We start from the raw sequence: 24771 nt of genomic DNA on the forward strand, positions 1-24771 counted from the left end.
TACAAGTACCTTATTAAAATTAAGACTGAATGTAGATTTTCCAGAACAAAGCGGCGGAAAATCATCCTCAATTCTTAATTATTCATTCTTAATTTTTCAGTATGCTTATAGAATAATAAAATATCTATATGTTTTCCCTATGTATTTAATGTTATAATCATACATGAGTCACCTTTAAAATAATGACTCATTTAATTTTACAATTATTATTATCTAGCATACTTAATATTATCATTAATAATAGAAGATACTATTAAAAGAAAAAAGTTAAAGTAAAATTAACCAGTAACTAGTAAGGAGTTAAAATACATGACAAATACTTTATTTAATGAATTAGGCATAAGTCAAGAAATAGCAGATGGACTAAAAAAAGAGGGCATTGAATATGCTATGGAAATACAACGTAAAACAATTCCAAGCGCTCTTTCAGGTAAAGATATAGTAGGAGAATCAGAAACAGGCAGCGGAAAAACTTTAGCCTATATTGCTCCTATATTTCAAAATATAAATTTGGAAAGTAAAGATGTTCAGGCATATATCCTTGTTCCTACACATGAACTTGCACTCCAAGTACATAATGTAATAAAAACTTTATCTACTAATTCAGATATTCCAGTTAGATCTGCAGCTATAATAGGAAGTGCAAGTATAAAAAGACAAATAGAAACTTTAAGAAAAGGAAAACCTCATATAGTAGTTGGTTCTACAGGTAGAATACTTCAACTTATTAGAATGAAAAAGCTAAAATCTCATGCTATTAAGACCATTGTCGTAGATGAAGCAGATAAACTTTTAGATAAAAACAATATAAATGATGTTAAAGCTATAATAAAAACCACATTAAGAGACAGACAATTAATGTTTTTTTCAGCTACTATAGATGATAGGACTTTAGATATCGCAAGGGATTTAATGAAAGATCATAAATTTATAAAGACAGAACATAAAAACTCTATGAATGAAAATATAAAACATATGTGCTTTATGTGCGAAAAAAGAGATAAAATATTAATTCTAAGAAAACTTGTACATATATTAAATCCTAAAAGAGCTATAGTGTTTGTAAATAAACCAGATGAAATAGAAACACTTACAGAAAAATTAAAATACCATAAATTAAAAGCAGAAGCTATATATGGAACTGCCGATAAAGAAACACGTAAAAAAGCTTTAGAAGATTTTAAACTTGGTAAAATAAATTTACTCGTGGCTTCAGACATAGCTGCTAGAGGACTTGATGTAGAAGATGTGGATTATGTTTTCAGTTACGATATGCCGGAAGATACCGATAACTATCTGCATAGATCAGGAAGGACAGCAAGAGCCGGCAAAAATGGTACTTCCATATGCATAATAACAGACAAAGAAGAGAAATTATTAAAAAAATATGAAAAGACGTTTAATATAAAAATCGATTTAATGCATATGTACAAGGGCAAAATTATGAATGCGAATTAACATTGATTTGTAACATTAAAAAAACTCTATGAATCTTATCATAACTGGGGTTTGGGTCATAGACCCATTATCCTTCTTTATAAAATACAGACTATTTTAATATTTACGACTAATAGCCTTGATTCCCTAATTAAAAAATCTAATTAAAAATCGTAAAATACTAAGAGTTTTGAATAACTTACTAACGTTCAGACAAATTCAAAAATCTAAGTATTTTACGATTTTTTTACCAGGATTTATTAGAATTTTTTTAAATCGTTACAGATCAATGTTAATTCGCATTTACAGTAGTACAAGGAAAAAATTCCTCCGTATCTACGGAATTTTGGTATAAATAGCTGATTTAATTTGATACCTATATTATTTAATAGATTAATATATTATTTTTCACGCATAAGCGGATAAAAGTTTACCTTGCTTTTATTTTTAGCGCATTAATAGTATTTCAAGCTGAGTAATAGTTTTTTCTTCGCCATTTTCATCTACTTGTGGAAAGATATACAGTTCATGAAAATCTCCCTTTACATTAATATTATTTTCATCTATATATTTTATAATTTTGTCATAATACTCTTTACTTTCAAACCATTTGCCTTCAAAATATATTGTTACATATTCTCCCTCTGGTAAAGTAATTATATTGCTATTATGTCTAAAAATCTCTTCATTCATATTAAACATTATACTTTTATATGTAATTTTATCTTTGTGCTTATCATATGACACTCTAGTACCTAAATCATAATTTAAATTTTCCGCATATTTTTCTATATCTAGTATTACTTTTCTGTAGTTAATTTCGAGTTCATTGCTGTTATTTGAAACACAATCAAAACTTATATATTTTCTCTCCTTATTATATTTAATAAATACCTTATCGTTTTCATGCTCAATAATTGAGGAAAGCGTATTTTTAATTGAATTCAAGTGATTCTTTATCTCATTTAACTCTTTTAATTTATTTTCTATAATCTCTTGCTGAATATTTATCATATTAAATAGTTCTCGTGTAGAACTGTTTGTACCTATTAAATTCTTTATTTGCTCCAGTGATAGTCCTATACTTTTACAATATTTAATTATATCAATCTGAAGAAATTGTTCTACACTATAATATCTATAATTACTTTTTTTATTTATAATTTTAGGCTTAAGTAGTCCTATTTTATCATAGTATCTCAAAGTTTGAACTGATATGTTATGAAGTTTTGAAATCTCACCAATAGAAAAATTATTCATCCTTTATCACCCTTGCTTTTACATTATATATGATACAGCTTTTTTAGTATTAGCCTTTATATTGGTAATAATATTTATTGTTAAAAAGCATAGCATTTCCGAAAATATCATGCTAGCCCATATCCCATTTATACCATAAAAACGTGACGCTATAAATAAAATTATTGGCAAAAATATAAAAGATCTAAAAGAACAAATAAGATTCGAAAATCTAGGCATTTCTATAGCTTGGTAATATATTGATGTGTTCAAATTTAAACCTATAATAATGTAAGCAAAATTTGATATATTAAGACCAATATATGTCATATTAATTAGTTTTATATCTGATGTAAAGAGACTCACAAACTTCATTCCAAAAACAAAACATACTAAAGTAAAAATGAAACCTATTGCTGCAGAAATTATTAGTGAAAATTTATATATGGATAGCATTTTCTTAGAAGACTTAGTTCCAAAATAATAACTTATTAATGGCTGTGCTCCAAAACTAACCCCAACAAGCATCATATATATGTTGGTAGTAATATAATTTATTATGCTGTAAGACGCAATTCCATTTTCCCCAATGCTGCGGCTCAGCACTATATTATAAAAAAATATTATTATTGAGAATGCCACTTCTGCAAAAAAAGACGGAAAACCTATGGCAAAAATATCCTTTATTTCACTTGTTTTAAGCTTTACCTTTCCAAAAGTCAATTGTCCTCTTCTATTTAAAAAATGTGGCAAAATTATTGCAACTGTAGCCACCTGCCCTAATCCTGTTGCAATAGCAGGACCTTTAAGTCCCATATGTAAAATGAATATAAAAATATAATCTAATAATACATTTAAAATTGCTCCTATTATTGTAGATATCATTGCCAGCCTTGGTCTTCCATCATTTCTAACAAACCCATTTAGTACTATTCCAAGTAAATTAGGTATACAAAATAATGAATAATATCTTAAAAATTCTGCTGATGATTTCTTCAACGTTTCAGTTGCTCCCAGTGCTGTTACTATAGGTTCTGCAAAAGCTACAAATATTAAACTAATAATAACACTTAATATTATAACAACTTTAATTGCTTGCCTAAAAACATATATTGCTTTATCCTTTTTTCCAGCACCAAAATTTTTAGAAACCAGAGCTCCTCCACCAGCTGCAAACATCGTAGCTAATCCTATAAGAAATATTATGGCTGGAAATGATATTGATACTGCTGCTAGTCCTAACTTTCCCATTCCGCACCCTACAAATATTCCATCTATGACAGTATATAGTGAAGAAATGCACATAGCTACTGCCGATGGTATAGAATATCTTAAGAACTTTTTAAACATGACTCTACCTTCCTTAATACTTATTTACTATAGATATTATAAAGTCTATAGTAACTGTAGAGTCAACACTTATGTTTTTTATTTAATATCCTGCGCCATTCAAATTTTGCAATTTAAACAATCTCAATATAATGTTACGTCCAAAAACATTTATTCTATATTATTTCAAAATTCCGTAGGTACGGGGGAATTTTTTCCTTAAACCACTGTACATGGAAAATAAGAGTGTTGCCGGATAATTTAAATAAAATTTTATAAATCTTAGTGTGAAATATTTAAAAGACTTAGAACTTTCAATTTGTCTGAGCTTTCAGCGAGTTATTGAAAGTTCTTAGGATTTTAAATATTTCACACTTAGATTTATTAATTTCATTTAATATCCAGTAACACTCTTATCTCCCACTATAACTTGTTAATCATGCTGGCATTATAAGCTGCACCAAATCCATTATCTATATTTACTACACTCACGCCGCTAGCACAGCTATTTAACATTGATAATAGGGCTGATATTCCTCCAAAATTTGCTCCATAACCAACACTGGTTGGAACTGCTATAACAGGCTTATCTACAAGACCGCCTACAACACTAGCTAATGCTCCTTCCATTCCTGCAACTACTATAACAACCTTAGCTCCTCTAATAATATCTAATTTTGCAAAAAGTCTATGTATTCCTGCAACCCCTACGTCAATTACTTTTTCCACTCTATTTCCTAGTATTTTTGCTGTTTCATAGGCTTCTTCTACTACTGGTAAATCAGAAGTTCCTGCCGCAACAATAGCTATATAATTATCCGTAATAATTTGTTCTTTTTTCTTTATAGTAATAGTCTTTCCAAGCTTATTATATTCTGCATCAGAGCTTATTTCTTTTACTGCATTATACATTTCTTCTGTAGCTCTAGTTCCTAATATATTATTATTTTTTGTAAGCATAAATTTAACAATGTCTCTAACTTGCTCTACTGTCTTTCCTTCACAATATATTACTTCTGGATAACCAACTCTAATTTCTCTATGATTATCTATTTTTGCAAAGCCTAAATCTTTAAATGGCAGATCCTCTAATTTTTTAGAAGCTTCTTCTATATTTATTTTGTTATTCTTAACCTCTTCTAATAGGACTCTAATTTCTTCTTTATCCAATATATTCACCGTCCCACTTTAAACTATAATTTCGACTCTAAAATTCTTAATTCTTATTTTTAATTGTTTCATTAAAGCTTCCTACTCTATATCCCTGAAAATCTAATGCTGCATACTTAAAACCGCATTTTTTTATATTCTCAGCAATAGTATCCAAAAGTTCTTCATCAAATAACTTGCTTCTGTCTTCTCTCGCAACTTCAACTCTCGCTAAATCTCCATGACATCTTACTCTAATAGCTCTAAAACCTATGCTCATCATATATCTTTCTGCTTTTTCAATCTTTTCAAAGTCCTCTACCTTTAATTCATTTCCATAAGGTATTCTCGTCAAAAGGCAGGCATAAGCTGGCTTGTCCCAAGTTTTCAGTCCTAATTCCTTAGAAAATGCTCTTATTTCCGCTTTAGTTAATTTGCATTCTAAAAGTGGACTTTTTATATCTAACTCTTTTAAAGCTTTAAGTCCTGGTCTGTAATCTTTTATATCATCAAAATTAGTTCCATCAATTACACAGTCATATCCCTGCTTTTTAGCAGCATCTATTATCATACTGAATACTGCTGTTTTACAATGATAACATCTATCCTCTGGATTAAATTTAATTGAATCAATAATTGGAGCTTCTATAATTTCGTGATCTATTCCTAACTCTTTAACTAATTCCTTCGCTTCTCTTATTTCCCATCTTGGAATATATGGAGACATAATTGTAACCGCTTTTAAATTATCCTGAAGTGCTTCCTTTGCTGCTCTAAGTAAAAAGGTACTATCCACTCCACCTGAAAATGCTAAAACTACTTTTCCGAGACTTTTAAGATATTTTATTAATTCATTATATTTTTCATTATTTATCATATATCCTTCAACCTCACAATCAATTTAAATCTTGTTTATATACTGCTTTATATATTTTATCTATGGGTACATTTTTTTCTTCTGCTATAGTCTTACATTCTTCATATTCTGGTTTGTATTTTAATAGCTTGCCTTTATAATAAGCTTTCTTTACTGTAATATCTCCATACTCTGTTTTTACTTTTGAAAACTCCCTATCAAGCATTATTTTTTCCACTTTAAGTTTTCTAACACCTAATGAAGTTGTTTCCTTAAAAATAATATTCAAAATATCTTCCTCTTTTTCCGGATTAATTAGTACACTTAATTTTATGCCCGGCCTCCCTTTTTTCATATATACAGGTATTTTTAATACATCTAAAGCTCCAGCTTCAAAAAGCTTTTCTTCCACATATCCGTAAAGTTCTGGATTCATATCATCTATATTCGTTTCTAGTATGTATTGTTCTTCATTTTTTCTATTACTTTCTTTTTCACCTAAATATACTCTTAAAACATTTGGAATTTCTAAATCTCTATGTCCTATTCCATAAGCTATCTTCTGAACTTTAAAATCAATATTTTTAGTGAATTCCTCAGCATTTGCCGCCAATATTGCAGCACCTGTAGGTGTAGTTGTTTCAAATTGTACAATTCCGGTATTCATAGGAATATTCTTTAGTATTTCTGCTGTTGCAGGAGCCGGTACTGGCATAATACCATGTGCACAGTTAATAAATCCTCCTCCAACCTGAACTGGAGATGCAATAACTTTATCAACCTTTAAGCAATCTAAACAAATAGCGGCTCCAACTATATCCACAATTGAGTCAATGGCTCCTACCTCATGAAAATGTACTTCATATAAATCTTTTCCATGAACTTTAGCTTCTGCCTCTGCAACCTTCATAAATATATCTAAACTGAGTTCTTTAACTTTATCACTCAAATTACTTGAATTTATTATTTCTTCTATATTCTTTAAGTTTCTATGATGATGCTCATGACTGTGGTGATGGTGTTCTTCATGATTATGTTCATGTACATTATTTTTTAATGTAACATCCACTCTAGTTCCTGTTATCCCAAGTTTTATAGAACTTTCAATTTTTATTTCATATTCAGAATTCAAATTGAGCTTTGAGAGTTCTTCAATTAAATATTCCTTAGGAACCCCTAAATCTATTAATGCTGCTAAATTCATATCTCCACTTATTCCGCAAAAACAATCATAATATAATACTTTCATTTGATTCACTCCCTAAATTTATTCCACTATACTTCTGTAATTTAAAAACATTGCAAAGTAAAATCAGCTTCTCTACCAAAAATGCGCTGTAAAAATGGCTAACCAATGAAAATTATTAGTAATAAGTATATAGTACAAAAATTTAATTGGTTACAAAGATTAAAGCCTAAAATTCCGTAGGAACGGAGAAATTTTCTCCTTGCACTACTTTGCAACATTTATATAATGTTGCACTTTCTTAAAAATTCTTTATCATTTATTATATTTTCGTATTCGCCATCTCTTATTATTTTATGGTCTTCTGAAAACACAATAGCCCTATGAAAGACGCCCTTTATGTATTCAAAGTCATGAGTTGCGCAGATTATAGTCTTGCCACTTTTATTTAAATCCACCAATAATTCTTTTAAAAATCTTTTTCCCTTTGGATCTATTCCATTCATTGGCTCATCTAAAGTTATTACTTCCGGATTCATGGCAAGTACACTGGCAATTGCAACTCTCTTCTTTTCTCCCCCGCTTAAATTATATGGATGTTCATCTTTTAATTTATCCACATTAAGAAGCTTAAGACAATCTGAAGTTCTTTTATTTACTTCTTCCTCTGATAGCTCCATTTGCATAAGTCCAAATGCTACTTCTTCAAAGACTGTAGGGCAAAATAACTGAGCATCAGAATTTTGAAATACAAATCCCAATCTTTTATGAAATAATTTTAAGACTTTGCTATCCTTTAACGCACCCTCATTTATTTCACTATTATCAAATATATATTTGCCATGACCCCCAAAAATAATACCATTTAGAAGCTTCAAGAAAGTTGATTTTCCACTTCCATTAGGTCCTATGATTGCTACAGCTTCTCCTTCTTTTATATGAACATTTACATCATCAAGAGCTATTTTATTCTTATACGTAAATGAGATATTTTCTAATTCTATCATAAATAATTCTCCTCGATTTTTTTAGTAAGCTATATAAAAAAACAAACTAAGTAAACCTATATTTATCGCTAAATATATATAATCGATTTTCTTTAATTTGAAATTTACCTTTGTGGTGTATTCTCCTACAAACCCCCTGCATTCCATGGCATGAAACATCTCTTCACTCATTTTATAAGACTTTATAAATAAATTTCCTATAATTCCTGTGAGAGACTTATATTTATTACTAGTTACACCAATCGATCTAAGCCTCAATGCATATAACAAATTAAGAGAATGTTCACCTAGAAGAAGAATATATTTTATCGTTATATCCATAATCCATATAAACATGTCTGGTATAAATAGTAGTTTTAATGCTCTGCTGATTTCATTCCATTTAGTATTATGAGATAATAAATTCATAAGTAATATTGTTATAATTAATTTTTGAAAAAGCAATAAACTATTATTAACATTTCCGCAAAGCATAGATGGTATTAAAGCTATTAACGTTATAAAAGGAAACGGAATACTTTTTAATAGAATTCTTTTGACTAACTTTTTTTCCATAAGAAAAAGATTAATTAACACATATAAATCTATTACCATTAGATAAATAAAACTTCTTGAAATAGATACACATAGTATCATTATTATGACACATATAAGTTTCAAAGTTGAATTTATTGAGTAAATTAATTTATCTTGATTTTTATTTTGTCTAATTATAGAAGTTATTTTAATGAAAGAAAAAATACTCTTTTCAATATATGAACTTTTTTCTTCTCTTGGAGCATAATCATCTTTCACCTTAAGCCATTCTGGAATCATCTAATCTCCTTTTTATTTTTCCTTAAATTTATTCTTTCTACAAATTTAAAGATAATCAAAATTAGTACTACACCAACTAATGCTGATAAAACATACCCAAAATACTGATTTAAAAATCCAAAGCTATAATCTTTAAATGGAGAATTAAATTTAAAGCCTTTACTCATTCCCTTGGGAACATATCCTATAAGCTTCTTCATGTCATCTAGATTCCATTCTCCCCATGCAGTTCCATCTGCTAAAAGCCCTAAAGGTACAGCTAAAATAAGAATTCCCAATATAGCATATAAAAACTTATTTTTTATTTCTTTACCTTTGTATATTATATCTGGTGCTGCTTTCTTCACATAGCTATATACACCCACCGCTATTACTCCTTCTATAACTCCAGCAACCAACAAATGCGGTATTAACATGGCTGGAATAGAAACATTCAAACTATATGGGCTGTATAATGGTCGTCCTAAAGCATCTTTAAATAGTAAAGGTTGAATTCCAAATTCAATTGCTGCAAAAAAGGCCGCTACATTTATAGAAATATATCCTGATAAAAACACTCCAAAATATTCAGCTTTTTTGCCCTTTGAAATCTTTTTAAAAAGATTAAATAGATTAAACGCCACAAAGGGAATTACAAACGCCATATTAAAGCAGTTTACTCCTATTGCCAGAATACCACCATCTCCAAAAAATATAGCCTGTATCACAAGTGCTACTGTAATTGCAAGCACCGCGGCATATGGCCCAAGTAATATAGCTATAAGTGCTCCTCCTATAGCGTGTGCAGTAGTTCCTCCCGGAATTGGAGCATTAAACATCATAACTAAAAATGAAAAAGCTGCTGCAACTCCAAGTAGTGGCATCTTTTGCTTGCTCATTTCATTCTTTACTTTTATACTTGCTTTTCTCCATATAGGCACCATTACAACTGCAAAAACAGCACAAGTTGAAGGACTTAAATAATTATCAGGTATATGCATACATATAAGCCTCCTATATTAATAATTTAAATGCTACATATTTATCTGAATACTGCTATTATAAACGTTAAAGTTAACTCCAAGTCAAGTAGGTTTTTAACTTTACTTTTTCCTAATTAAAATATCGACTAAACTTTCAAAATTATCCATATTGTAAAAATCAAATTGCAGAAAACCTAAAGCTTTCTGCAATTCAAATACGTCTATATTAAATATTAGCAAATTTGTTTATATAAAAATACAGCAGCAATACTTGCAACTATTGGTGCAACCACAGGTATCCAAGCATATGCCCAATCAGAATCTCCCTTGTTTTTAAGTGGCATGAATGCATGTACAATACGTGGTCCTAAATCTCTAGCAGGATTTAAACCTGGTCCAGTTGGTCCTCCTAAAGATGTAACTAATGAAGCAACAAGGAAACCAAGTCCAACACATCCTACTGCTGGAGTACTTTTTACACCACTTGAATTAGATATAAATAATGCACCAAGAACTAATAAAAATGTACCGAAAAATTCCGTAATAAATCCATTTATGTGGCTTCCTGAAGCTGAAATTGTAGAACATGTACCAAGAATACTTTTTGTATCCTCTGTTTGCTTATAAAATGGAAGATATACAAAATATAAAATAACTTGTCCAAGTATGGCTCCAATAAGCTGAGCTATTATGTATGGCATAACTTCTGACCAAGGAAATAATCCATTTACTGCTAAACCTAAAGTCATAGCTGGATTTGTATGACTTCCACTGATGCTACTAAACATTAGTCCTGGAATCATTACACCAACTCCATAACCAACGGCTATAATAATCCATCCATTTTTATAACCTTTTGTTCCTTTTAAATCTACATTTGCAACTGCACCATTACCAAATAATATTAAAATTGCTGTACCCAGCATTTCGCAAATCAATCTTACAGTTAAACTGTAATGCATTGCTAACAACTCCTTCTTATATAATTATTTCTTATCATAAAATTCTTTTAACATAAAAGACCAATTTGTTTGTTTTGGGCTTTATCTTATAAGAATAAATTTTTACTCAACAATAACAGCAAGACCATCAGGAATAACTGTTACTTTTGCATCTTTTCCTTCTATTTCATAAGCACGTTCTAATGCTTCTTCAAAAGTTTTTGCTAGTTCCATATGCATATCTTTAATAAGCTTTGGATCAACAAGATCAGAAACCATTATTACATGATGCTTTGAAAGAATACGTGCTAATATTTGAGAAGTCCACTGATCTGGGATAGTATCTTGTCTTTTTGTATGAATAGCCTTTTCTAAAAATTCTTTAGGTGTTTTTGCATCAGCTAAATTTCTATAAAAACCTTCACCACCATGACCATCTGCACATCCTGCAACCATTATGATGACTCCATTTTCTTTATTTACAGCTTCTGCTGCTGTCATACCTTTTACAGCTTGATATATGTTTTGATCAAGAGGATATCCTCCATTAGTTGATACAGCAATATCACAAGGTACTTTTTTTACGCTTGCAAGTTCTTTTACAAAATTACATCCAGTTTCATGTGCCTTTTCAAGATCTCCTGCAAAAGATCCTATTATTTGCTTTTTGCCGTCAAGAACTACATTTAAAATGAATTTAAGTCCAGCTGTTTTAGCAGCATATAGCATGTCTTTATGAATTGGATTGCATTTTATATTACCAGTACGTGCTTTCTTTGAATTTATAAATTCACCGCAGTGGTTTGCCATAATTGTTCTATATGACGCAATTCCAGGTAATACAGATTTACGACCTCCTGAAAAACCAGCAAAGAAGTGAGATTCAATAAATCCTTCTGAAATAAGTAAATCTGCTTTGGCTGCAATTTTATTGATAATGCAAGGACCTCCTGAAGGAAGCATACCTATTTGCACCATAGAAGAATCATCAGTTGAAACGTGCATTACAATATTTTCGTTATTTACAATCTCTTCACCATATTTATTAACTAATTCTTCATGAGTAGATGGGCGATGAAAACCTGTAGCAACAAGTATTGTAATTTTTGCATCAGGTTCTACACTACGAATACGACGAAGTAATATAGGTGTAATAATCTTTGAAGGAACCGGACGTGTATGATCTGAACTAATTAAAACTATATTTTTCTTTCCTTTTACTAATTCCTCTAATTTGGGTGATCCAATTGGATTATCTAAAGATTTTTCAACAAGTTCTTCCTCAGATAAATCACTTTTATAATTTTCTGCTTTTGAATTTAAGACACCGACTAAATTTTCTTTGTTTATTTTTGCAACAATTTGTTTTTTGTCATAAGGTAATTTTATATTAATATACTCCATTTTTATCATCCTTTCTCTATTTTTAGGAATTATATTCTAAAATCTTTCCCTTTTTTGTGTCGAAATTATTATAGTTCAGTAGAATAATGTTGTATAGCAAAAAAAAAAGATAGCTGACATAAAAAAAATTTATAACAAAATTAATTTTATGCCAGCTATAATAAATTTAGTTTCTACTTTGTTTTGTTTAATTTAATAACATAATCAACAAACAACTTTATCGCCCTATATTTTGGATTTTCTTTTTTGTATAATAGAAAAGCTTCAATATAATATGCAGGTTCAATATTAGCGAATGCATTCTTATTGCTAATTTCAAGTTCATTAAGGATAGGTTCTGTAACAAGTCCTCCCGTAGTATTTACCTTGCAATATCGTATTATTGCATATGGAGATGGTAACTGCGCGGCAATCTTCGGCATTTTACCAACAGCATTAAAATATCTATCACTTATTCTACTCATGAAATTATCTGGTGGATATTTTGCTAAAGAAAAATTCAACATTGTTTGTATGCTTATTGTGTCACCTATTTCCTTAATATTAGGTGCATAGTATACTACTTTATCTTTTCTAAATAACTTTTTTTCAAAGTTGTCCAAATTTTCATCACCTAAAAGAAAAGTAGAAGCAATATCAATTTTTCCATTATTTAATGCTCTTATAAGCTCATCTTTTTCCATACTATAAACAGTAATTGATATATTATTGTTCTCCCGAAAATATGTTACATACTTATTCATCAATACATCTCCAAGTGATGTTAGTATGCCAACTTTCAATTCTACTGCTTTTTTACCGCCCTTTTGTTGAAAATCATAAATTGCCCCCACCAGTTCTGGCAGCGTTCTACTTATGCATTCATAAAATCTTTCTCCATCAGACGTTAAAGTACTACCTCTATTTGACCGTATAATTAGTTTTACTCCTAAAATTTCTTCAAGTTTCTTCATTTGGAAACTAAAAGCTGATTGTGTTATGTTAGCTTGATTTGCTGCAAGTGTAAAATTACGCACTTTCACATAAATTATAAAATTCTCTAACTCTTGAATACTAGGCAACTCTTTTATTTAAATCACATCCTGACTTTTTGTAATATATCATATATATTTTTTAATTGCAATAGTATCCTTTACAGTTCTTTCTATTTTATAATTTTAAAAATAAGAACCTCATTTACACTCATTAATTTTAAAATAAATGTAAAGAGGTTCATACTATTACCTACAACTTTTTATTCCTTTTTCCAGTAACTCCATTTGTAATAATGTTTGCTCGTCAGTAACAGTCTTGTCTTTACCGTTTATAATCGCTTCATATAAATCATCATATACCCTACCGTAATCACCATTAACAGACTTTACCTTTTCCTCATGTATATCTCCACTATCATCCACATATGTAAGTACACCATACTGTGAAAGTGTATCAACACCAAAATCCTTGTTTTCTGGCATATGAAATAACTTTAAATGTTCTTCTTGACGATCCTTTGTTTCTTTTACAAAACATCCCTTTTTGCCATATACCACAAAACTTGGTCTTGCCTTTATTCTAAAGTAACTTGACTTCACAGATACTTTTAAAGTTCCATAATATAAATCCAAATCAAAATAATCATTCATCCTACCTGTCCCTAATAATTGTCTTACATCATAATGAATATCATCTGGTTTACCAAAATAGCTAATTACTTGATCCAAAGTATGACATGCATGACTATATAAAAATGATGAATCCCGATCAAATTTAGTAACAGATTCAGGTACTTCTGGTCTAAAATAATCAAAGTTCATTTCTATTTCTAATAATTCACCAAGTTCTCCTTCCTCTATAACTTTTTGAACTGTTAAGAAATCACTATCAAAACGCCTATTTTGATAACACTGAACAATTAATCCTTTTTCTTTTGCCAGCTTGAAAATTTCTTTTGCTTGTTCTGAATCTTCCATAAATGGCTTTTCAACTAGACAATTTTTATTGTGTTCTAATACCATTTTTGCATTTTCATAATGTATTTGATGTGGTGTACAAATTACAATTAATTGTATTTCCTCATCATTTAATAACTCATCTAAATTTGAAGTATAATTTACTCCATCAATTCTTTTCCATATACTTTGAGGATGAGGCCTTCTTTCATAGATTGTTTTTACTTTAATATTTTTTCTTTGTAATACAAACGGTAAGTGATATCTATTAGTGCTTTTACCATTTCCTATATAACCAATTGTAAGCATAATATGTCCTCCTTTTAAAATCTATAAATCCAATTCTCACTAAATCATTCAAAGTCTCCATTGTTTCTTCTATAGGAGTATTATAATCCCAACGGTGGATAATATAAAGGTCTAGATAATCAGTTTGTAATCTTTCTAAAGTTTTATCGATTTTAAAAAATTAATTTCTAGTAGGTCTAATGCACGTTTAATTATTTCACGGCTGTGCCTTTCATCTAGTGACCATAGCTCTCTTCCTCTACTAGGCTCTCCAAATCCCATACATCCTAAACATAGTTTAGATACCTCTAATCCTGTACTTCCCAACTTTACATATTTCATTTTGTACCCCAAGCTTTCCAATAATTTTTGCCTTTTCTTAACTTTAAATAGTACTATTAAAAATATTCCCCAAATAGCAATTAAGCTAATAATTAGACTTATTGGAGCTGTAACTATCATTTGAATTCCCGTTAAAACTGTTACTAATCCCACTACCATTATTGAAGCGCCTAAATAATTAACCTTTTCATTGACAGTGCTCTTTTAACTTCACTGAAGAAAATTTTCAAATAGTAAGGTAGCCATTTGATATGCCTTCTTATTTTCTATACGTTCTCCTAATTTGCTCCAAAGTGGAGTTACAACTGCCATACCCAATAAGAAGACAGCTACTATCCAGCCCATATATTCAATTCCGTGCAAATCACTTATAATTGCTAGCAGGGCAGTATTAATGATTGTTCCATCTAGACCTGCCATTGCATTTGACAATAGCAGTGCCAGTGTTACAATCAAAATTCCTTTCTTCTTCATATAAAAAATTTCCTCCTATATATAACGCATAAGTTCTATTACATTGTTACAATTTAAAATTTTATATTTAAATACTTTCATTGAGCCAACATTGGAATTAAGTTCATCTTTTGCAGTTTCTGCGCACTGTGTATAATCTAATGGATAATCGTTTCCTTTCTTCTACTTACTACTTAATCTAATTTTCGTCCCATTAAACCTACTAACTTATGTGGTACATATGCTTCTTCTAAATATGCTATTTCCTCTGCTGTTAATTTAACTGAAATAGCTTTTACTGCATCCTCTACATGAGAAATTTTAGTTGTTCCAACAACAGGGGATGTTACTTTAGTTAGTAGCCATCCAAGCGCAATCTGAATTCTAGTCATCCCCTTCTTTTCAGCCAATTCTGCTACCCTATCAATAATGATGGCATCTTGCCTTGCTGCACCAGCATATTTTCCTTTTGCATAAGTATCTTCTTCTAATCTCTTTGATGTCTCTGTACGAGGCTTCACCAAACGCCCTGAGGCAAGTGGACTATATGGTGTAATTGCAATATTTTCTTCCCTGCAGTAAGGAATCATCTCTCTTTCTTCCTCTCGAAACAATAAGTTATAATGTCCTTGAATAGACTGAAACTGTGACCAGCCATTCATTTTAGCTATACAATTTGCCTTTGCAATCTGCCATGCAAAACAATTAGAAATTCCAATATATCTAACTTTTCCTGATTTTACCGTCCCATTCAAAGCTTCCATAATATCCTCAATAGGCGTATTATAGTCCCAAAAATGATAAATATATAGATCAATATAATCTGTACTAAGATTTTTCAAACTCATATCAAGTAACTTATTTATGTGTTCTCTAGCACTAACATTATTTTCAATTTCATCTGGAGTTCTTGGAAAAAACTTTGTTGCTAAAATTATATCCTCACGCTTAGCACATTCTTTAATTGCCCGCCCTACGTACTGCTCACTAGTTCCATTTGAGTATCCTATGGCAGTATCAATAAAATTTATCCCTAAATCCAGTGCACGTTTGATTATTTGTTTTGATTTTTCTTCATCCAAGGTCCAGGTATGCTGCCCAACGTTTGCAGCTCCAAATCCCATGGTTCCTAAGCATAATCTGGATACATTTAAATCTGTTTTTCCTAATTTTGTATACTCCATATTATTTTACAACCTTTCTTAGCCTTATTATTAAAATCACTTAGTTTAAAATGTAATTTTGTTGGGTTACAATAACTGAAATTTCCTAGCATCATTTATTTCTCCTATTATTATCACTTTTTATTTGTATTATTAATATTTTTCTTACTTATTATTAGTTTCATACTATTATCCCCTTCAGTTTCCTTAATATTGTTATACTCCTTAGAGTCCACTCCAAGTCAATTACTATTTTCACAAAAATAGAATTACAAAAAATGCCACTAGATTTTATTAATCCAATGGCATAATGTTAATTTCAGTTTTCTACAATCCAATTAATATATCATTTATATCCTCACTAACATTCCTTCTTTCACTGTAAACCCAGTCTACATCAAATTCCAAATTAAATATCTTAGAGAAAGAATAATACATATTTATCTTTTGATAGTAAATTTCTAAATCATCTAAATCACCTGTAAAGCATTCTGGTCTAGATAAACTATCCTTCTTATTAATAAAAAGCTCTTCTACATAATTTAAAAATGTGTACATCAAAGGTGACTTTGATATGTCAAATGGTACCTTTAAAAGTTCCCATTCAATTTCTTCTTTAAGCTTATATCCTTTTATTCTATCTAGAACCGTTAAGTAGTCACTAATATCCATCTTGCTATAATAATCTAATTTTTCCTCTCTAGTACTCCATAAAGCTAATTTTTCACTTAAAGGCAGTCCCTTAATCTTAAGTATTGCATCTGATGGACCAATAACAGCACTCTCTATTGTTTTATCCTTTGCTTCAAGTTTATCTATAATAAAATCTTGATTATAATCAGTGCAGGCTACATAACCTTCATCATAAATGCCAATTCGCCCTGCACGACCAGCTATTTGTTTTACTTCTTGTGAGGTTAGTTCTCTTATTTCTTCGCCATCAAACTTTTTTATATTTAGAAAAATAATTCTTCTAATAGGCAGATTAACTCCCATGCCTATTGCATCTGTAGTTATTAAAATCTTTGTAATTTTGTTTATAAATTGCTGATATTGTGACTTTCTAACTTCTGGCGGCAAATCTCCATATATTACACTAACCTTTACGCCCCTATTAGAATAGTTTTGTGCAATTTCTAAAACTCGCTTTTTTGAAAATACTACAACAGCATCTCCTTTTTTAATATCCCTATACCTGAAGTTTTTCTCTTCAACAATTAAAGGTATTGCTCTTGTATATTCTTTTATTTCGTAATCATCTTTGCAATCTTTCAAAACAGTTTCTAATATGTATCTAGCATTAGCCGCTCCACATATATGAATTTCATCGCACTTAAGACCTAGCAAAGCTCTGCTCCATGCCATTCCTCTGTGTTCATCCTTAATCATTTGTATTTCATCGATAACTGCAATATCATAATGCTCTTTTAAATTAACCTTCTCTATTGTGCAGGAAATATGGGTTGCTCCTGGTTTTAATATTTCTTCTTCACCAGTTAATAAATCACAAACTATTCCCTCACTATTTAGTTTTTCAAAATTCTCTAAAGCAAGAATTCTAAGCGGTGATAAATATATACCCTTTCTTGCTGTTTTAAGACGTTCTACAGCATTATAAGTTTTACCTGTATTTGTATCTCCCAAATGAATATAAATTTTTCTCTTCATTGTTCGAGTTTCAGGATATTCATCTTTAGGATTGTCTGGAAAATTCTCTTCAAACTCTTTAGCGATTAGTTTAGGTATATGCTGCTTTGTAAGTAAGGTCATAAATCCGGAATTTAAAAGAATATTATAATTCCCCTGTACGACTTCATCCAAAGCAAAATTAGTTCCATTTTTCCTATTATAATTCTCCAGCATCCTTCTTGCTATCTCTTGCAATAATTCTAAATAGTTTTTATATGTATCGTTAAAATCCCTAAAGCCGTCATTTTCAAATTCTTTAAGCTGTCTTAATTTTTTTCTTACAGTTGACTCATGTTCTATAAGTGCAGCTGGCTTTGAATGATATATTATTTCTTCTATTTGATAAAATTGCCCTTTTATCTTTTTAAACTCTCTTTGATTGCCACTTTTTTTCATGTTTGCCTCCACGTTATTTAAAGATAAACTACTCTAAAAATCAAAAATTACAGATACTAAGTTTATCCTTACAAAACAAATTACAATTTATAGATTCTAATTTTACACATTTCTCCTTTATTATTAGTGCCTTTATGTTTTTATTATACCTTATTATCCAAGTCATTTTTTTAATTTTTCTAAATTACTTGTTCATACTAACTCCAAATTAAGTGTTTTTCAAAATAAAAAAGAGAGGCTCATCGCCTCCCTTAAAACATTAATATTCTAAATTTTCTCCGTTTGTCTCTATTACTTTTTTATACCAGTAGAAAGAATCTTTTCTGCTTCTTGTAAGTGGTCCATTACCGTCATCATTTTTATCTACATAAATAAATCCATAACGTTTTCTCATTTCTCCAGTACCAGCTGAAACAAGATCGATACATCCCCATGGAGTGTATCCCATTAAATCTACACCATCTTCTTCAACAGCTTTTTTCATTGCTTCAATATGTTTAGCTAAATAATCAATACGATAATCATCGTGAATAGATCCATCTTCTTCTACCTTATCAAGAGCTCCCATACCATTTTCAACAACAAATAAAGGTAAATTATATCTTTCTTGAAGTCTATTTAGTGCAAGTCTTAAACCAACAGGGTCAATTTGCCATCCCCAATCTGTTGCCTTTAAGTAAGGATTTAAAACTGAAGTAGACATGTTTCCATCTGTTACAGTTTTAGATTTATCTGTAGTAACAACTGAACTTGAATAATATGAAAAACCAATATAATCTACTGTACCTGTTCTAAGTAATTCATCATCACCATCTTGTTTTTCAAGTTTTATTCCTAGTCTCTCATATTCTTTTAATTTATATTGAGGATAAAATCCTCTGCACTGAACATCAGAGAAGAAATGTCTCTCCTGATCAGCTTTCATTAATTTTAATTCATCTTCTGGATTACATGTAAGAGCATATGTTGATCCATAAGCAGTCATCATACCAATTTGAAAATCAGGATTAATTTTGTGTCCCAATTTAACAACCTTTGCACTTGCTAAAAATTGATGATAAACTGCCTGTGCTTTTGACTTAGCATCATCCTTAATAAGTCCCGCACCGAAAGTAGGCATAAAATCAATTATATTAATTTCATTAAAAGTCATCCAGTATTTTACCTTGTTTTTATATCTATTAAATATAGTTTCACAGTATCTTACATAGAAATCAATTACCTTACGATCAAGCCATCCACCATATTTATTTGTTAATCCAAGTGGAGTTTCATAATGAGAAATAGTAACTACTGGCTCAATATTATATTTTAAAAGTTCATCAAATACATTATCATAAAATTGTAATCCTTTTTCATTAGGTACTTCATCATCACCATTTGGAAAAATTCTTGCCCAGTTTATAGATAATCTAAAACAGTTGAATCCCATTTCAGCAAATAATGCTATATCCTCTTTATAGTGATGGTAAAAATCTATAGCTTGATGGCTTGGATAATATTCTCCCTCATGACATTCCAGTACAGCACCATCAGGTATTGATTTAAATGGAAATGTACTTTGAGATTTTTTAGTCCCATCAGGCATAGTATAAGTAATTCTTCTAGAAGATGTATGACTGCCGTTAGTCATAATATCAGCAGTACTTAATCCTTTACCATCCTCTAAGTATGCACCTTCAAATTGATTAGCAGCTGTAGCACCGCCCCATAAAAAATCTTTTCTAAAACTCATTTCATAATCTCCTCTCGTTTGCTTAATTTTAAATAACAATATGCAAAATCATTTTATTCTTATTATCTTTAATTATGTAAACAATTACTTCTATGGTATAATCATATATAATAAATTTATTATTTTAAACATTTTCTCCATATATTAAAATGACATTTCATTTTTTTGTGGAATTTAATATATAATATCGAAACGCTATTTTAACACTTGTGAAAAAGAAGGAGTATACTATGCTTATTATGAATAAACTGGAATCCACAGATTCCCTTTCTAAATCAGAAGAAATTCTTGCAAACTATATTCTTCGTGAAAAAGAAAACATAGAAAAATTATCTACAAAGGACTTAGCAAATGCAACTTATACTTCTCCGTCTACAGTAATTCGTTTGTCTAAAAAGCTTGGCTTCAGCGGTTGGAATGAATTAAAGGAAAAGTACCTTGAAGAGCTTAAATATTTAAATGAACATTTTTCTAAAATTAATTCTAATATTCCCTTTGAAGCTCACGATACTTTTATGAATATAGCTTCAAAAATCGGTCACCTTGCCTCAGACAGCATTGAGGATACACTGTCACTTTTAAAAAATGATGACATGAAAAAAGCTGTTACCTTATTACACAAAGCACAAATAATTAATGTATATGGCATCAGCAATTCACTGCTTATGGCTTATGATTTTAAGTACAAAATGCTGCGTATTAACCGCCGTGTTGAAATTGAAGGTTTGTCTGGTGAGCAAACAGTTGTTGCTTCAAACTCTTCACCTAATGATTGCGCTATACTGATTTCATATTCAGGCGAATCAAAAGAAGTCCTCGGAATTGCAAAAATACTAAAGCAGAGAAAGACACCAATGATTGTGCTCACAAGCGTTGGTGAAAATGATTTGAGAAACTTTGCTGATTGTACTTTTTCTATAACTTCACGTGAAAAACTTTATTCCAAAATTGGCACATATTCAAGTAATACTTCTATTCATTTGATTTTGGATATTTTATATTCATGCATATTTAAACTTGATTATGATTACAATTTGGAGTACAAAACAACTGTATCCCAAAATATAGATGATAGATTTTCAACCAGTTCTTTACTTAAGGAAAAATAAATAAAACATAATAAAAAAGTTGCCCGTGGTCTACTGTTTAAACCACGGACAACTTTATACTTTTAATTAGTTTTATTTATTGTAGTAATATTTAACCTTGTCAGCATCATCAAATAAGTCTATTTTATGATAAACAACTTCTTTCATTGCTTCTATGCATGGTGGGTAAATAGCATTTGGCTCACGAGCATCTTGATCTTTAGTTAATATTTCACGACATTTTCTATAGAAAGCATCTTTTATATCGCTAGAAATATTTATTTTGGATATTCCAAGTTTTGCTGATTTTTCAATTTCGTCATCTGAGTTAGCTGATCCGCCATGTAATACTAGTGGAATGTCTACAGTATCTCTTATAGTTTCTAGTAAATCTAATCTCAATTTTGGTTTCATATTTTTTGGATAGATTCCATGACATGTTCCGATAGCAATTGCAAGGGTATCTGCTCCTGTTCTTTCAACAAACTCTTTAGCTTTAGCTGGGTCTGTATATATTATTTTATCAGCGCCTTCTTCTGCTCCATTACCTGTTGTTCCTATAGTACCAAGTTCTGCTTCAACTGATATATTAAGTGGATGTGCTACTGAAACTACTTTTTGTGTTATTGCAATATTTTCTTCAAAGGATAAACGTGATGCATCAATCATTACTGAAGTAAATCCACATCTTATTGCTCTTAGTACTTGTTCAAAAGTCCCGCCGTGATCTAGATGAATAACTACAGGCACATCAGTTTTTGCAGCTTCTTCCTTTACACTTGCTATAAAACTATCTTCTACGAATGATAATTCATCTGGGTGTATTGCTATGATAACTGGAGCCTTCTTTTCTTTGCAAGCTTCCATAACTCCTCTTAAAATCATGTTACTGCTTGTGTTGAAAGCTGGTACTGCAAATTTATGTTCCTTTGCTACAGTTAATAAGTCCTTCATATTCATTAACATACTATCATTCTCCCTTTTTCTTTTAGTTTTTATTAGTTGATCCAGCCAGCTTAATATACTCCCTGACAAGATTCATACTATCCTGTTCAACTTGATGCATTAATACATAATAATTAATATTAGGATCTTCTTTTAATCTATCTTTAATGGCTTGTACATTTGCATTCATAAAATCACAACCAACATTGATTTTATTAATTCCACATTCTACTGATTTTAGAATATTATCTTTTCCAGAACCAGAACCTCCATGGAGTACAAGCGGCATTTTAGTTAATTCCTTAATTTTTTTAAGTCTTTCAAAATCAAATTTAGGAACCATTCCAGCTGGATAATTTCCATGTGATGTACCAATTGATATTGCTAAAGCATCAATTCCAGTTTCTTTTGCAAATTTTAGTGCTTCTTCTGGAACCGTATACATATCATCCTCTGTAAATGCTTTTCCCTCAGTAGCGCCAAGACATCCAATTTCACCTTCAACGCTTACACCCTTAGGATGAGCATAATTTACAATTTCTCTTGTCATGTCAATATTTCCTTGAAGTCCAAAGCGAGAAGCATCTACCATTACAGAAGAAAATCCATCGTCTATTGCCTTTTTTAGAAATAAAACCTCCTGGCCATGATCAAAATTCAAAGCTACTTTTGTTGAAGTTCTACTAGCTAATTTTTTTACAATTGGAGTTATTAGCTCACTGTCGCAGTGATTAATCAAATGTTCCTGCACTATATTTATTATGATAGGTGCATTTTCTAACTCTGCTGCTTTAATTACACCTCTTGCAGTTTCTAAATTGAAACAATTGATAGCCATAACCGCATAATTTTCTTCATTGGCTTTCTTTAACATTTCAGTCATTGAAACATACATACCATTACTTCCTTCTTTATTTTATTTTTATATCTGATAAATCTACTTCTTCTTCTATTTCTTCAGTTGGTTCAGTTGGCTCTACCGCATCTTTCTTAAGTAATACAAGCAAGATTGCTGTTATAAGAGAACCAGTTCCTAAAGCAATTAAGAAACCAACAGGATTTTTCATAGCCGGTACAATAAACATTCCGCCGGAAGGAACTCTTGATTCAACACCTAATAGCATAATTAACATACCACCAATAGCTGCTCCAGTAGAGCAAGATACAATTACACGAATAGGATCAACAGCTGCGATTGGAATAACACCTTCAGTTATCATACATATTCCCATTGGGAAAGCAATTTTTATATTGTCAGATTCGCCTTTAGTGTATCTAGATTTTTTAATTAACCATGATAATGTAACTCCAAATGGTGGAACCATGGAAGCACAGATCTTAATAGCTTCTGGTCCGTAAACGCCCTGTAATAGTAATCCATCAGCAAACAATGAAGCAACCTTGTTAACAGGACCGCCGAAGTCAAATGCAGCCATAGCACCCATGATAAGTCCGAATATTGCTTTTGAACCGCCCTTCATACCATTAAGCATTTCAGTAAGAGATGCTGAAGCTGATGCTATAGGAGGTCCTATAACAAATAGCATAAATGCTCCGACTACTGCAGATGAGATAAATGGAATAATCATCATTGGCATTAAACCTTCTGCCCATTTAGGTACTCTTAAGTTTTTCTTTAAGAAGTTTACAAAGTAACCTGCAAGGTAACCACCAAGCATACCGCCAAGGAATCCAGCTCCCATGGCATTTGCAATCATACCCATTAACAAACCGGGTGCAATACCAGGACGGTCAGCTATGGAATACGCAATAGCCGCACTGATAACAGCAGGTAATAATTGCATACCGAATACTCCTAGTGAAACTGCTGCCTGCCAGAGAGTATAACCTTTTTTATAATTAGTGATTACGGCAGGATTTCCTCCTGCTAAGTTACCAACAGCAATTAATAGACCAGCTGCTACAACCAATGGAAGCATATAAGATATACCAGTAAGTGCATGTTTTTTTAATTGTAATTTTTTCCACATTATAATTTCCCCCTTATTGCATTAATTTTTAATATCTTCCCATAATTATTAGTTCAAATTTTAATATAACTGTCTAATTGCTCACTGCTTATAAATACATTTTATAGTCCTAGTTCGTTCTGGATTTTATTGATAATTGCTTTTGGTGCCTTAATAACTATTTCTGTTGGTAAGTCAACCACCTTCTTTCCCGCAAATCTTTCTCTGCCACTTACCTTGATGTCAGCTGCAACGATTACAACATCAGCTTCTTTAATTTGTTCAGGAGTAAGCTCATTTTCTGTTCCAATTGTGCCCTGAGTCTCAATGTGAATTTCATGATTTAATGCTTGCCCTGCGCGTATTAGTTTTTCTCTTGCTATATAGGTATGTGCAATTCCAGATGTACAAGCTGCTATTCCAACGATTTTCATACAAATTTCCC

The 24771-nt window shown here is 30.7% G+C and carries 24 protein-coding genes; 2 read left to right on the plus strand and 22 right to left on the minus strand.

Going from position 1 to position 24771, the window contains the following annotated elements:
* Nucleotides 1–309 precede the first annotated feature (309 nt).
* Nucleotides 310–1458, plus strand: a complete 1149-nt coding sequence (locus BEE63_RS02210) for a DEAD/DEAH box helicase (RefSeq protein ID WP_066019831.1) — start codon at nucleotides 310–312, stop codon at nucleotides 1456–1458.
* Between the two features lie 426 nt (nucleotides 1459–1884).
* On the opposite strand, the gene BEE63_RS02215 is transcribed toward BEE63_RS02210, so the two are convergent.
* The 18 genes from BEE63_RS02215 to BEE63_RS02295 all read right to left on the minus strand — a co-directional run bounded on the left by BEE63_RS02215 (nucleotide 1885) and on the right by BEE63_RS02295 (nucleotide 20323).
* Nucleotides 1885–2697 (minus strand): MerR family transcriptional regulator, encoded by an 813-nt coding sequence (locus BEE63_RS02215; RefSeq protein ID WP_066019832.1) that lies wholly within the window; start codon nucleotides 2695–2697, stop codon nucleotides 1885–1887.
* Nucleotides 2698–2715: 18 nt separating this feature from the next.
* Entirely contained in the window at nucleotides 2716–4026 is a 1311-nt protein-coding gene (locus BEE63_RS02220) for an MATE family efflux transporter (RefSeq protein ID WP_066019833.1), read from the minus strand.
* Nucleotides 4027–4428: 402 nt separating this feature from the next.
* Nucleotides 4429–5175, minus strand: coding sequence for a nickel pincer cofactor biosynthesis protein LarB (gene larB / locus BEE63_RS02225; RefSeq protein ID WP_066023126.1), 747 nt, complete (start codon nucleotides 5173–5175; stop codon nucleotides 4429–4431).
* 46 nt (nucleotides 5176–5221) lie between these two features.
* Nucleotides 5222–6031 carry an ATP-dependent sacrificial sulfur transferase LarE gene (larE, locus tag BEE63_RS02230; RefSeq protein ID WP_066019834.1) on the minus strand — a complete coding sequence of 270 codons (810 nt, stop codon included), beginning with the start codon at nucleotides 6029–6031 and terminating at the stop codon, nucleotides 5222–5224.
* 19 nt (nucleotides 6032–6050) lie between these two features.
* The gene (gene larC, locus BEE63_RS02235) at nucleotides 6051–7259 is read right to left on the minus strand and encodes a nickel pincer cofactor biosynthesis protein LarC (RefSeq protein WP_066019835.1); all 1209 of its coding nucleotides are present in this window, start codon (nucleotides 7257–7259) and stop codon (nucleotides 6051–6053) included.
* A gap of 218 nt (nucleotides 7260–7477) precedes the next feature.
* Complete coding sequence (locus BEE63_RS02240; RefSeq protein ID WP_066019836.1) at nucleotides 7478–8203, minus strand: energy-coupling factor ABC transporter ATP-binding protein; 726 nt, start codon at nucleotides 8201–8203, stop codon at nucleotides 7478–7480.
* A gap of 21 nt (nucleotides 8204–8224) precedes the next feature.
* Nucleotides 8225–9019 carry an energy-coupling factor transporter transmembrane component T family protein gene (locus tag BEE63_RS02245; protein ID WP_066019837.1) on the minus strand — a complete coding sequence of 265 codons (795 nt, stop codon included), beginning with the start codon at nucleotides 9017–9019 and terminating at the stop codon, nucleotides 8225–8227.
* On the minus strand, nucleotides 9016–9999 hold the full coding sequence (gene cbiM / locus BEE63_RS02250; protein ID WP_066019838.1) for a cobalt transporter CbiM: 984 nt from the start codon (nucleotides 9997–9999) through the stop codon (nucleotides 9016–9018). Before cbiM ends, BEE63_RS02245 begins: the two co-directional genes overlap by 4 nt.
* A gap of 215 nt (nucleotides 10000–10214) precedes the next feature.
* Nucleotides 10215–10943, minus strand: a complete 729-nt coding sequence (locus BEE63_RS02255) for an MIP/aquaporin family protein (protein WP_066019839.1) — start codon at nucleotides 10941–10943, stop codon at nucleotides 10215–10217.
* A gap of 102 nt (nucleotides 10944–11045) precedes the next feature.
* Nucleotides 11046–12326 (minus strand): nickel-dependent lactate racemase, encoded by a 1281-nt coding sequence (gene larA / locus BEE63_RS02260; RefSeq protein ID WP_066019840.1) that lies wholly within the window; start codon nucleotides 12324–12326, stop codon nucleotides 11046–11048.
* Between the two features lie 173 nt (nucleotides 12327–12499).
* Nucleotides 12500–13387 carry a LysR family transcriptional regulator gene (locus BEE63_RS02265; RefSeq protein WP_081312441.1) on the minus strand — a complete coding sequence of 296 codons (888 nt, stop codon included), beginning with the start codon at nucleotides 13385–13387 and terminating at the stop codon, nucleotides 12500–12502.
* Between the two features lie 159 nt (nucleotides 13388–13546).
* Nucleotides 13547–14566 (minus strand): Gfo/Idh/MocA family oxidoreductase, encoded by a 1020-nt coding sequence (locus BEE63_RS02270; RefSeq protein WP_066019842.1) that lies wholly within the window; start codon nucleotides 14564–14566, stop codon nucleotides 13547–13549.
* The gene (locus BEE63_RS22500; RefSeq protein ID WP_431732483.1) at nucleotides 14535–14717 is read right to left on the minus strand and encodes an aldo/keto reductase; all 183 of its coding nucleotides are present in this window, start codon (nucleotides 14715–14717) and stop codon (nucleotides 14535–14537) included. Before BEE63_RS22500 ends, BEE63_RS02270 begins: the two co-directional genes overlap by 32 nt.
* On the minus strand, nucleotides 14702–15046 hold the full coding sequence (locus BEE63_RS22505) for an aldo/keto reductase (protein ID WP_066019843.1): 345 nt from the start codon (nucleotides 15044–15046) through the stop codon (nucleotides 14702–14704). Before BEE63_RS22505 ends, BEE63_RS22500 begins: the two co-directional genes overlap by 16 nt.
* A 51-nt stretch (nucleotides 15047–15097) precedes the next feature.
* Nucleotides 15098–15361: an MFS transporter gene (locus tag BEE63_RS22025; RefSeq protein ID WP_066019844.1), complete on the minus strand. Its 264-nt coding sequence runs from the start codon at nucleotides 15359–15361 to the stop codon at nucleotides 15098–15100.
* 173 nt (nucleotides 15362–15534) lie between these two features.
* The gene (locus BEE63_RS02285; protein WP_066019845.1) at nucleotides 15535–16524 is read right to left on the minus strand and encodes an aldo/keto reductase; all 990 of its coding nucleotides are present in this window, start codon (nucleotides 16522–16524) and stop codon (nucleotides 15535–15537) included.
* 306 nt (nucleotides 16525–16830) lie between these two features.
* Nucleotides 16831–18588, minus strand: coding sequence for an SUV3 family DEAD/DEAH box RNA helicase (locus tag BEE63_RS02290; RefSeq protein ID WP_066019846.1), 1758 nt, complete (start codon nucleotides 18586–18588; stop codon nucleotides 16831–16833).
* Nucleotides 18589–18847: 259 nt separating this feature from the next.
* Nucleotides 18848–20323: a 6-phospho-beta-glucosidase gene (locus BEE63_RS02295; protein ID WP_066019847.1), complete on the minus strand. Its 1476-nt coding sequence runs from the start codon at nucleotides 20321–20323 to the stop codon at nucleotides 18848–18850.
* Between the two features lie 230 nt (nucleotides 20324–20553).
* Between BEE63_RS02295 and BEE63_RS02300 the strand changes: the two genes are divergently transcribed.
* Nucleotides 20554–21432 carry a MurR/RpiR family transcriptional regulator gene (locus BEE63_RS02300; RefSeq protein WP_066019848.1) on the plus strand — a complete coding sequence of 293 codons (879 nt, stop codon included), beginning with the start codon at nucleotides 20554–20556 and terminating at the stop codon, nucleotides 21430–21432.
* A gap of 72 nt (nucleotides 21433–21504) precedes the next feature.
* On the opposite strand, the gene BEE63_RS02305 is transcribed toward BEE63_RS02300, so the two are convergent.
* The 4 genes from BEE63_RS02305 to BEE63_RS02320 form a co-directional block, all read right to left on the minus strand.
* Nucleotides 21505–22377, minus strand: a complete 873-nt coding sequence (locus BEE63_RS02305) for a ketose-bisphosphate aldolase (RefSeq protein WP_066019849.1) — start codon at nucleotides 22375–22377, stop codon at nucleotides 21505–21507.
* A gap of 22 nt (nucleotides 22378–22399) precedes the next feature.
* Nucleotides 22400–23251, minus strand: a complete 852-nt coding sequence (locus BEE63_RS02310) for a class II fructose-bisphosphate aldolase (protein ID WP_066019850.1) — start codon at nucleotides 23249–23251, stop codon at nucleotides 22400–22402.
* Between the two features lie 16 nt (nucleotides 23252–23267).
* Nucleotides 23268–24347: a PTS fructose transporter subunit IIC gene (locus tag BEE63_RS02315; protein ID WP_066019851.1), complete on the minus strand. Its 1080-nt coding sequence runs from the start codon at nucleotides 24345–24347 to the stop codon at nucleotides 23268–23270.
* Between the two features lie 101 nt (nucleotides 24348–24448).
* On the minus strand, nucleotides 24449–24760 hold the full coding sequence (locus BEE63_RS02320) for a PTS fructose transporter subunit IIB (protein WP_066019852.1): 312 nt from the start codon (nucleotides 24758–24760) through the stop codon (nucleotides 24449–24451).
* Nucleotides 24761–24771 lie beyond the last annotated feature (11 nt).

Source organism: Clostridium pasteurianum, from assembly GCF_001705235.1.
GTDB classification, from domain to species: Bacteria; Bacillota; Clostridia; order Clostridiales; family Clostridiaceae; genus Clostridium_S; species Clostridium_S pasteurianum_A.